Raw genomic sequence first — 9,213 nt, 5'->3', positions numbered from 1 at the left:
ACGTGCCGGTTCGACCCCGGCCGCCGGTATAGCTTAAGTTTAGCGAAGTATTTTTACTTCGTTTTTTTGTTTTTTCTTTAGTAATTATTTGCAAGCTAATGCGGAAGATTGAATCATGATTTTACTTGTAAATCCACACTCAACTAATGTAATGGACTCACCATCAAATTGTTTATAGAATCTAGAATGCTAATAAGAGGCAGCTTAGTTTGTTGCTTTTCATTCTATGATTGAGTTTTATTTAGGACTTAAGAATCTAATTGTATGATAAAATATTTTTTGTGAAAAGCATTTTACTTTTACTGAAAATTCTTGACTCTTTTCTTTTTTGTGGTATAATTAACCAGTAAAGCTTTAACTGGTTAAGAGAAGGAGGAGGAAATGACTCATTTAGCAGAGAAGATCGATCAATTTTTTAATGAAGTTATTTTGAAGGCAGAAAATCAGCATGAGATTCTGATTGGTTCTTGCACGAGTGATGTGCCTTTAACCAATACGCAGGAGCATATTTTGATGCTTTTGTCTGAGGAATCTTTGACAAATTCTGATTTGGCAAAAAAACTGAATGTGAGTCAAGCTGCTGTGACTAAGGCTGTGAAATCCTTGGTTCGGCAAGAGATGCTGCAAGCCTTTAAAGATAAGAGGGATGCACGGGTTACCTTTTACCGTTTGACTGAGTTAGCTCAGCCGATTGCAAAGGAACATCAGCATCATCACTCGCATACTTTGGAGACCTATCAAAAATTGGCAGAGCAGTTTTCTGCTAGTGAACAGGCGGTGATTGCGAAGTTCTTGGAAGCCTTAGTGGGAGAGATTGGTAAATGAGATATATCACAGTGGATAATCTTTCCTTTTACTATGACAAGGAGCCTGTGCTAGAGCATATTCATTATTTTCTAGACAGCGGTGAGTTTGTAACTTTAACGGGGGAAAATGGAGCTGCTAAAACGACGCTTATCAAGGCTAGTTTGGGTATTTTGCAGCCTAAGCATGGGGAAGTGAAGATTTCCAAGACCAATGTGCGAGGCAAGAAACTGCGGATTGCTTACCTGCCTCAGCAGATTGCCAGTTTTAATGCTGGTTTTCCTAGTACGGTATATGAGTTTGTTAAGTCGGGACGTTATCCGCGCAAGGGTTGGTTTCGTCATTTGAATGAGCATGATGAGGAGCATATTAAGGTAAGTCTGGAGTCGGTTGGAATGTGGGAACATCGGGATAAGAGCATTGGTTCTCTCTCTGGCGGGCAAAAGCAGAGGGCTGTAATTGCTCGAATGTTTGCTTCGGATCCGGATATTTTTGTCCTAGATGAGCCGACAACAGGGATGGATGCAGGCAGTAAGGATGAATTTTACAAACTCATGCACCATAGTGCTCATCAGCATGGGAAAGCTGTCTTGATGATTACACACGATCCGGAAGAAGTTCGTAAATATGCTGACCGCAACATTCATCTGGTCCGTAATCAGGACTCACCTTGGCGCTGTTTCAATGTGCATGAAAGCGACAATGGACAGGAGGTGAGTCATGCTTAATCTATTTTCCTATGATTTTATGCAACGAGCCTTCTTAGCAGTTATTGCCATGAGCCTCTTCTCGCCGATTCTGGGGACTTTCCTGATTTTACGGCGGCAGAGCCTTATGAGTGACACGCTCAGTCACGTTTCACTGGCAGGCGTGGCTTCTGGTTTGGTTCTTGGACTATCGCCCACTCTCACAACGGTGCTTGTCGTCATTATCGCAGCAGTCTTCTTAGAGTACCTGCGAACAATCTATAAGAATTTCATGGAAATCGGTACAGCCATTCTTATGTCAACCGGCTTAGCTATTTCCTTGATTGTTATGAGTAAGGGTAAGAGTTCTAGCTCAATGAGTCTGGATCAGTATTTGTTTGGCTCCATTGTGACTATCAGTATGGAACAGGTGATTTCTCTCTTTGTTATTGCTGCTGTGGTGCTTGTATTGACCCTCCTCTTCATTCGCCCCATGTACATCTTGACCTTTGATGAGGATACGGCCTTTGTGGATGGGCTGCCTGTGCGTACCATGTCCATTCTCTTTAATATCGTGACGGGTGTTGCGATTGCCCTCATGATTCCAGCTGCGGGAGCCTTGCTAGTTTCGACCATTATGGTCTTGCCGGCCAGTATTGCTCTGCGGATTGGGAAAAATTTCAAGTCGGTTATTTTGTTGGCAAATGCCATTGGTTTCTTTGGTATGATTGCCGGACTTTATATTTCTTACTATGCAGAGACGCCAGCTAGTGCCAGCATTACGATTATCTTCGTCGGCTTGTTCTTGCTGGTCAATCTGGTCAAAAAATTTATGAAATAGGAGCAGAAAATGAAAAAAATTAGCTTACTATTAGCAGGTTTACTGAGTATTTTCTTAGTAGCTTGTTCCAATCAAAAAAATGCAGATGGCAAGCTCAATATTGTCACGACTTTTTATCCTGTTTATGAGTTTACCAAGCAGGTGGCTGGAGATGAGGCCAATGTTGAACTTCTAATCGGGGCAGGTACAGAGCCGCATGATTATGAGCCTTCAGCTAAGGCAGTTGCGACGATTCAGGATGCAGATGCCTTTGTCTATGAAAATGAAAACATGGAGACTTGGGTTCCTGATCTGTTAAAAACTTTGAAAAATAAGGAAGAAACAGTTATCAAGGCGACTGGAAATATGCTCTTGCTGCCTGGTGGTGAAGAGGAAGAAGGCCATGACCATGGTGAAGAGGGACATCATCATGCCTATGATCCCCATGTCTGGCTGTCACCGAAGCGAGCTATTAAAATGGTGGAGAACATCCGTGATAGCTTGAGCAAGTCTTATCCTGACAAGAAAGCGGCTTTTGAGAAAAATGCAGCGGCTTATATCAAGAAGCTGGAAGCCTTGGACAAGGAATATGAAGATGGGTTGGCCAACGCCAAGCAAAAGAGCTTTGTCACTCAGCACGCAGCCTTTAACTATCTGGCATTGGACTATGGTTTGAAGCAGGTGCCAATTTCTGGACTTTCACCAGACAGTGAGCCATCCGCTTCACGCTTGGCTGAATTGACCGAGTATATCAAGAAAAATAAAATCAAGTATATCTACTTTGAAGAGAATGCTTCTCAAGCTCTGGCTTCTACATTAGCTAAGGAAACAGGGGTAGAACTTGATGTCTTGAATCCGCTGGAAAGCTTGACCGAGGAGCAGACCAAGGATGGAGCTGACTATGTTTCTATCATGCAGGCCAATCTAAAGGCTCTCAAGAAGACAACTGACCAAGAGGGAGCGGAGATTGCAGCCGAGAAAGAAGAAGACGATAAGACAGTCCAAAACGGCTACTTTGAAGACAGTGCCGTCAAGGATCGTACTTTGTCTGACTATGCTGGCGAGTGGCAGTCTGTTTATCCTTATCTGAAAGATGGGACCTTGGACCAAGTCTTTGACTACAAGGCTAAGCTGACTGGAAAAATGACGGCAGCTGAATACAAGGACTACTATGACAAGGGCTACAAGACGGATGTATCCAATATCAATATCACAGACAAGACTATGGAATTTGTGGTAGATGGAAAATCCAAGAAATATACGTATAAATACGTTGGCAAGCACACTTTGACTTACTCTAAGGGAAATCGTGGAGTTCGCTTCATGTTTGAAGCGACAGACGAGGATGCTGGGGAGTACAAGTATGTTCAGTTTAGCGACCACAACATTGCACCGACCAAGGCGGCTCACTTCCATATCTTCTATGGTGGCGAAAGCCAGGAAGCACTCTTTGACGAGCTGGAAAACTGGCCAACCTACTATCCAAGTAAATTAACCGGTCAAGAAATTGCCCAAGAAATGCTGGCGCACTAATATAAATAAAGTAAGAAGACGGGACTATCCCGCCTTCTTTTTTTGTATATCGGTAAATGATGATAAAAATACTTGACAAATTACGATTACAGATGTAAACTAATAAAGAGTTAGATTACAAATGTAAATGATAAGGAGGTGTTAAACAATGGAACAGCAAAATATTAGCCAAGCAGAATGGCAAGTCATGCGTGTGCTGTGGGCTTATCCACACAGTCGCAGTACAGAGATTATAGCTCGTTTGGAAGCTGATTTTTCCTGGAAACCGGCAACCATCAAGACCCTTTTGAATCGTCTGAAGACAAAAGAATTTATCGCTATGGAAAAGATAGAGGGCAAGTTTTACTACGATGCTCGGATTTTAGAAGAGGATCATCTGGAAAGTACTTGGCAGGCGCTTTTTGACAATATCTGTAATACTAAACACGGAGATCTTTTGATTTCGATGATTGAGAGAAGTCAGTTCAGTCAAAGGGACTTGGAGCGGCTCAGCCAAGTCATTGATAAGAAAAGAGCTTCGGCTCCGCTGGAAATTAAATGCCACTGTCCGCAAGGTCAGTGTCGGTGCGGGCATGGAAAGGAGACGCATTGATGAGTGAGAAAAAAGAATACAAGCTATCAGGAATGACCTGTGCATCTTGTGCTATGACAGTGGAGATGGCGGTCAAAGATTTAGAAACGGTTGAGGATGTCAGTGTCAATCTGGCGACAGAACGTCTCAGTTTGCTGCCTAAGGCAGGATTTGACAGCCAGCAAGTGCTGGATGCTGTAGCCGAGGCTGGTTATCAGGCAGAAGAAAAAGGAAAAGACCGACCGTCCGATGTGAGCGAAGAGGCTGCAATGAAAGCGAAGGAATTGAAAAGGAAAAAGCAAGAATTACTAATTCTTTTGGTCACGGCTCTGCCCTTGCTTTATATCTCGATGGGCAGTATGGTCGGCCTTCCTCTACCTAGCTTCTTGGACCATATGGCGTATCCCTTGGTCTTTGTTCTGTCACAACTGCTGTTGACTCTGCCTGCTGTGTGGATTGGTCGCGGCTTCTATCAGAGAGGATTTCGCAATCTTATCAAGCGACATCCCAATATGGATAGTCTGATTGCAGTGGGAACCAGCGCAGCATTTTTCTACAGTCTCTACTCGGTCAGACAGGTTTTTCTAGGTTATCATGCCTTTGTTCATCAGCTCTATTTTGAGTCGGTTGCAGTGATTATTGCCTTGGTTCTTCTGGGCAAATATCTGGAGAGTTCAGCCAAGGGGAGAACGTCTCAGGCGATTCAGTCTCTGCTTGAGCTAGTGCCTAGTCAGGCGACAGTGATTCGTTATGGTGAGGCTGTGATGATTGATACAGAGGATATCCGAGTTGGAGATATTATCCGTATCAAGCCAGGGGAGCGTATGCCTGTGGATGGCCTTGTGACGGAGGGGCAGACCTTTGTGGATGAGTCTATGATGACTGGTGAAAGTGTCCCGATTGAAAAGAAGGTCGGCGATACCATTACCAGTGCAACAATCAATCAAAATGGTAGTATTGACTATCAAGCAACTAGGGTGGGTTCGGATACGACCTTAGCTCAGATTGTTAGATTGGTGGAGGAAGCACAGGGGTCTAAGGCGCCGATAGCGGCTTTAGCCGATAAGATTTCGCTTTATTTTGTTCCAATCGTGCTGAGCTTAGCTACTTTGTCTGCGCTAGCTTGGTATGTTCTAGCTGGTGAGAGCCTTAGCTTTTCTCTGTCAATCTTTATCGCGGTTCTGGTCATTGCCTGCCCTTGTGCGCTGGGATTAGCCACTCCGACAGCCATCATGGTTGGGACTGGCAAAGGGGCTGAAAATGGAATTCTGATTAAGTCTGGTCAAGCTTTGGAGGCTGCTTATCAACTGGATACTATTGTTCTTGATAAGACGGGAACGATTACAGTTGGTAAGCCCAGTCTGACAGATCTGTTGCCCTTGGGTGATTTGAATCGGTCTGACTTGTTGCAGCTAATAGCTAGCGCTGAGCAGCATTCTGAGCATCCTTTGGCTCAGGCTATCTTGGAAGCAGCTGAAGAGGAGGGACTTGGCTTGCTACCTGTCAGTCATTTTGAGGCCATTGTTGGCCGAGGTTTGTCAGCTCAGGTTGAAGGTAAGCATCTTCTGGTGGGAAATGAGTCATTGATGAAAGAAGAGCACATTGATAGCAGTGCCTTTCAAGGGCAGTTGTTGGAGCTTTCCCAAGAAGGGAAGACAGCCATGTTTGTCGCAGTAGATGGACAGCTAGCTGGTATTTTAGCGGTAGCAGATGAGATGAAATCCAGCAGCCTGTCGGCTGTACAAGAGCTCCAGTCTATGGGGCTGGAAGTTATCATGCTGACAGGTGATCGTGAAGAAACAGCGACAGCTATTGCCCAGAAAGCTGGAATCCAAAAAGTTATCGCAGGTGTATTGCCAGATGGTAAGGCCACTGCTATCAAAGACTTGCAGGAAGCTGGTAAAAAACTGGCCATGGTCGGAGACGGTATCAATGATGCGCCGGCTCTGGTTCAGGCAGATGTGGGAATTGCCATCGGATCAGGCGCTGATGTAGCTATTGAGTCGGCAGATGTAGTGCTCATGCATAGTGATTTGCAGGATGTAGTCAAAGCTATCAAGCTCAGCCAGGCGACTATCCGCAATATTAAGGAAAATCTTTTCTGGGCTTTTGCCTACAATACACTGGGCATCCCGATTGCTATGGGGCTATTGCATCTTTTCGGCGGTCCCTTGCTCAATCCTATGTTGGCTGGTCTGGCCATGAGCTTGAGCTCAGTGTCAGTTGTGGCCAATGCTCTGCGTCTAGGACGCTTTAAAATGAAGAAATATACGGAGGAATGAATCTATGAAACAAACAGTTCAATTAGAAAACTTATCTTGTCAAAACTGTGTCAAACACGTCACCAAGCATTTCCTGTCTATGGAGGGAGTGTCAGATGTGGTTGTGGACTTAGAAAAGCAGACAGCCCAAGTCACAACTGATAAGCCTTATGGTGCATCAGATTATGAAGCAGCTCTGGCAAAAACAATCTACAGGGTTCTGGATGTGGCAGAAGCTGAGTGAATAAAGTCAGTAGCTTTTCGCCTGCCCAGTTGCTAGAATTCTTCTTGTAAAAAGCGATAAAATAATCTATAATGTTACTAATCACATGATTTATCTTACCGTGAGAAAGAGGAGAAAAATGAAGAAAAAAGCTTTACCTTTTTTACTAGCAGGAGCTGCTTTGTTAGCTATGACAGCTTGCTCAAAGGGCGGTGCTACGAATCAATCAGAGACGCCTGCTAGCAGTACTGGCTCAGTATCAAGTTCTGTGGAGCAGGTATCCAGTCAATCAACTGCAGCAGCATCTTCAGCGGCTGGCAGCACTAGCTCAGAGAGTGCGAGCACAGAAAAAACCAAGGAAAAGAAGGAAACGATGGACATTTCAGCACTTGTAAATGGCAATTATGCCAGCGTTAAAGGAACCTGGCAGGATGCTTCTGGCAACCAGCTTGTTTTTGATGACAAGGGCTTGGTTTCAAGTGTTTATGAATTGTACGGAGCTTCTCTGACAGATTATGGCACTGCTGCTGGCGGTGTCTATGGCGGAGAAAGCGGAGGTTTTCTGATTGAATTTCTTCCTAAGGGAGTTAAGGTCGCAGACAAGGAAAACTTTACAGACAACTCCGATGCTGGCCAAGATAGAATCTGGACAGGTGTTGGCCTGAATAGCTTTGACGAACAAGGCAGCTTCTATTATCGCGTGGATTAAATGAAGCTTGGTGTTTAATTTTATAGCTTATATATTGATGAGAGCAGAAGACTATCTGCTCTCTTTTCTTTGGGAGAGTAAGAAATTTTACAGACAAAAAAAGCCTGCCTAAATTAGGCGGGCTTCATAATTTTGAGTTGAATTAGGATTCACTGTGAGGTGTTATAAACTGATCCATAGGGGTTGAAATCACATTCAGGAAGAGCTTGGCGAAATCCTCTGCTGGCATAGGATCTTCTTTGATAATCCAAATTTCAATGAGGGAGTTAATCCATCTAACAACAATTTCCGTAGCCATTTCTTTTGGAATTCCCAATTTTTTAGAGTCAATTTCTAAATTTTGCACGACCCACTGAGTGAAGAAGGTAGATAGATAGTCACTCCAGAAAGGATCGATAGCTGTAGTATAGAGCACCTTCATCCATTTCCTATGTTCATAAAGGGTAGGAATCATATGTTGGGCAAAGAAGCAGAACGGATTTTCTCCATTTCCTTCTTCGTAGCTTTCATACAGGGGCAAAAACGGAGTCATAATTGTCTGGCGGATGTATTGGATAATGTCTTCAACATTACTAAAATGCTTTTTATAGATAGCCTGGCGCGATAGACCAGCTTGTTTTGCAATCTCTGAAAAAGTAAAATAAGACTTTTCAGGATTTTGCTCTGCCAGCTCAATTAAGGCATTGACGACTTTGTCTCGAGTATCTTGGGGCATAAGTACCTTCCTTCTTTTTTATTAAGTTCTTGCTGGTTTGTCTAAAAATAGCGCAAATCCCAACAAAATAGTTTACCGCTTGTCAACTAAAATGATAACACTTTATAGAGGAAATGTCCAATTATTTTTAAAATTTAATATAAAAATATTAAAAAACCAGTCTTCCCTTACAAGGACCGGTTCTGTCATTTCTCTGTTTTTCTTCTAGTTGGTTATGCGATAACAATTTTATTTGAAGGACCAGCTGGACTATCATAGGCAGCAAAGCTGGTTAGAGGTGAAGATACAAGGTTGAGAAATGTCTTAGAGAACTGCTTGCAAGGAACGGGGTCATCCTGAGTGATCCAATTCTCGATAAGAGAACTAATCCAGCCGGCCAGCAGTTGATTGGCAAGGTCTTCAGGAATACCTAATTTTTGGTGGTCAAGATTTAGATTCTGCTCGATCCAGTCCTTGTAACTGGCAGTAATAAAATCGCTCCACAGGGGATCGACAGAACTAGTATATAATATTTTAATGCGTTGGCGTTGCTCATAAATAGCGGGAAGAATCGTTTGAGCCAAAAAAGTGAAAGGATCTAAGTCCGCTTCAGCATTGTTGCTATTCCAGTTGGGGGCAAAGGCTTGCTTCACCATATCTTGGCGAATGTATTCGATAATTTCAGTAGTGTTATTAAAGTGTCGTTTGTAAATAGCCTGTCTGGACAAGCCGGCTTCTTTAGCGATTTCTGTAAAGGTAAAACGCGACCTGTCTGGCTGTTTATCTGCTAATTCAAAAAATGCATCCAAAATCCTATCTCGTGTATTAAGAGCCATAATTTTATCCCTCCTATACCATTTTACTTTTTCTGTCTGAAATAAGCTAGAAAATAGCCCAGAATTTTTACTAAAA

At 43.3% G+C, this 9,213-nt stretch carries 10 protein-coding genes and 1 tRNA gene (1 of these 11 only partly in view); 9 read left to right on the top strand and 2 right to left on the bottom strand.

Annotated features, from left to right (window positions below; translation table 11 throughout):
• From J1C77_RS10980 to J1C77_RS10940, 9 genes are all read left to right on the top strand, one after another.
• Positions 1 to 29 (top strand) — tRNA-Leu (locus J1C77_RS10980); it begins 55 nt to the left of the window's first position.
• 352 nt (positions 30 to 381) lie between these two features.
• On the top strand, positions 382 to 825 hold the full coding sequence (locus J1C77_RS10975) for a zinc-dependent MarR family transcriptional regulator (RefSeq protein ID WP_002922999.1): 444 nt from the start codon (positions 382 to 384) through the stop codon (positions 823 to 825).
• Positions 822 to 1,532 carry a metal ABC transporter ATP-binding protein gene (locus tag J1C77_RS10970; protein ID WP_002923000.1) on the top strand — a complete coding sequence of 237 codons (711 nt, stop codon included), beginning with the start codon at positions 822 to 824 and terminating at the stop codon, positions 1,530 to 1,532. The genes J1C77_RS10975 and J1C77_RS10970 overlap by 4 nt, the downstream gene beginning before the upstream one ends.
• Positions 1,525 to 2,331, top strand: coding sequence for a metal ABC transporter permease (locus J1C77_RS10965; RefSeq protein ID WP_049547781.1), 807 nt, complete (start codon positions 1,525 to 1,527; stop codon positions 2,329 to 2,331). Before J1C77_RS10970 ends, J1C77_RS10965 begins: the two co-directional genes overlap by 8 nt.
• 9 nt (positions 2,332 to 2,340) lie before the next feature.
• Complete coding sequence (locus J1C77_RS10960) at positions 2,341 to 3,843, top strand: zinc ABC transporter substrate-binding protein AdcA (protein WP_002923004.1); 1,503 nt, start codon at positions 2,341 to 2,343, stop codon at positions 3,841 to 3,843.
• Positions 3,844 to 3,991: 148 nt separating this feature from the next.
• Positions 3,992 to 4,435 carry a CopY/TcrY family copper transport repressor gene (locus tag J1C77_RS10955; protein WP_002923005.1) on the top strand — a complete coding sequence of 148 codons (444 nt, stop codon included), beginning with the start codon at positions 3,992 to 3,994 and terminating at the stop codon, positions 4,433 to 4,435.
• Positions 4,435 to 6,696, top strand: coding sequence for a heavy metal translocating P-type ATPase (locus J1C77_RS10950; protein ID WP_002923006.1), 2,262 nt, complete (start codon positions 4,435 to 4,437; stop codon positions 6,694 to 6,696). Before J1C77_RS10955 ends, J1C77_RS10950 begins: the two co-directional genes overlap by 1 nt.
• Positions 6,697 to 6,700: 4 nt before the next feature.
• Complete coding sequence (locus tag J1C77_RS10945) at positions 6,701 to 6,919, top strand: heavy-metal-associated domain-containing protein (protein WP_002923007.1); 219 nt, start codon at positions 6,701 to 6,703, stop codon at positions 6,917 to 6,919.
• Positions 6,920 to 7,004: 85 nt separating this feature from the next.
• On the top strand, positions 7,005 to 7,607 hold the full coding sequence (locus J1C77_RS10940; RefSeq protein WP_002923008.1) for a DUF6287 domain-containing protein: 603 nt from the start codon (positions 7,005 to 7,007) through the stop codon (positions 7,605 to 7,607).
• Positions 7,608 to 7,749: 142 nt separating this feature from the next.
• On the opposite strand, the gene J1C77_RS10935 is transcribed toward J1C77_RS10940, so the two are convergent.
• Both J1C77_RS10935 and J1C77_RS10930 read right to left on the bottom strand, forming a co-directional pair.
• On the bottom strand, positions 7,750 to 8,322 hold the full coding sequence (locus tag J1C77_RS10935; protein ID WP_002896832.1) for a TetR/AcrR family transcriptional regulator: 573 nt from the start codon (positions 8,320 to 8,322) through the stop codon (positions 7,750 to 7,752).
• A gap of 212 nt (positions 8,323 to 8,534) precedes the next feature.
• Positions 8,535 to 9,137, bottom strand: coding sequence for a TetR/AcrR family transcriptional regulator (locus J1C77_RS10930; RefSeq protein WP_002896831.1), 603 nt, complete (start codon positions 9,135 to 9,137; stop codon positions 8,535 to 8,537).
• Positions 9,138 to 9,213 lie beyond the last annotated feature (76 nt).

The organism is Streptococcus sanguinis (genome assembly GCF_050223295.1).
GTDB lineage: Bacteria > Bacillota > Bacilli > Lactobacillales > Streptococcaceae > Streptococcus > Streptococcus sanguinis_X.
The sequence above is the reverse complement of the archived record's forward strand: the minus strand, read 5'-3'. Positions and strand labels throughout refer to the sequence as shown.

Coding starts and splice junctions, on each gene's coding strand:
- J1C77_RS10975 (WP_002922999.1), top strand. CDS start 382: ATGACTCATTTAGCAGAGAAGATCGATCAATTTTTTAATGAAGTTATT.
- J1C77_RS10970 (WP_002923000.1), top strand. CDS start 822: ATGAGATATATCACAGTGGATAATCTTTCCTTTTACTATGACAAGGAG.
- J1C77_RS10965 (WP_049547781.1), top strand. CDS start 1,525: ATGCTTAATCTATTTTCCTATGATTTTATGCAACGAGCCTTCTTAGCA.
- J1C77_RS10960 (WP_002923004.1), top strand. CDS start 2,341: ATGAAAAAAATTAGCTTACTATTAGCAGGTTTACTGAGTATTTTCTTA.
- J1C77_RS10955 (WP_002923005.1), top strand. CDS start 3,992: ATGGAACAGCAAAATATTAGCCAAGCAGAATGGCAAGTCATGCGTGTG.
- J1C77_RS10950 (WP_002923006.1), top strand. CDS start 4,435: ATGAGTGAGAAAAAAGAATACAAGCTATCAGGAATGACCTGTGCATCT.
- J1C77_RS10945 (WP_002923007.1), top strand. CDS start 6,701: ATGAAACAAACAGTTCAATTAGAAAACTTATCTTGTCAAAACTGTGTC.
- J1C77_RS10940 (WP_002923008.1), top strand. CDS start 7,005: ATGATTTATCTTACCGTGAGAAAGAGGAGAAAAATGAAGAAAAAAGCT.
- J1C77_RS10935 (WP_002896832.1), bottom strand. CDS start 8,322: ATGCCCCAAGATACTCGAGACAAAGTCGTCAATGCCTTAATTGAGCTG.
- J1C77_RS10930 (WP_002896831.1), bottom strand. CDS start 9,137: ATGGCTCTTAATACACGAGATAGGATTTTGGATGCATTTTTTGAATTA.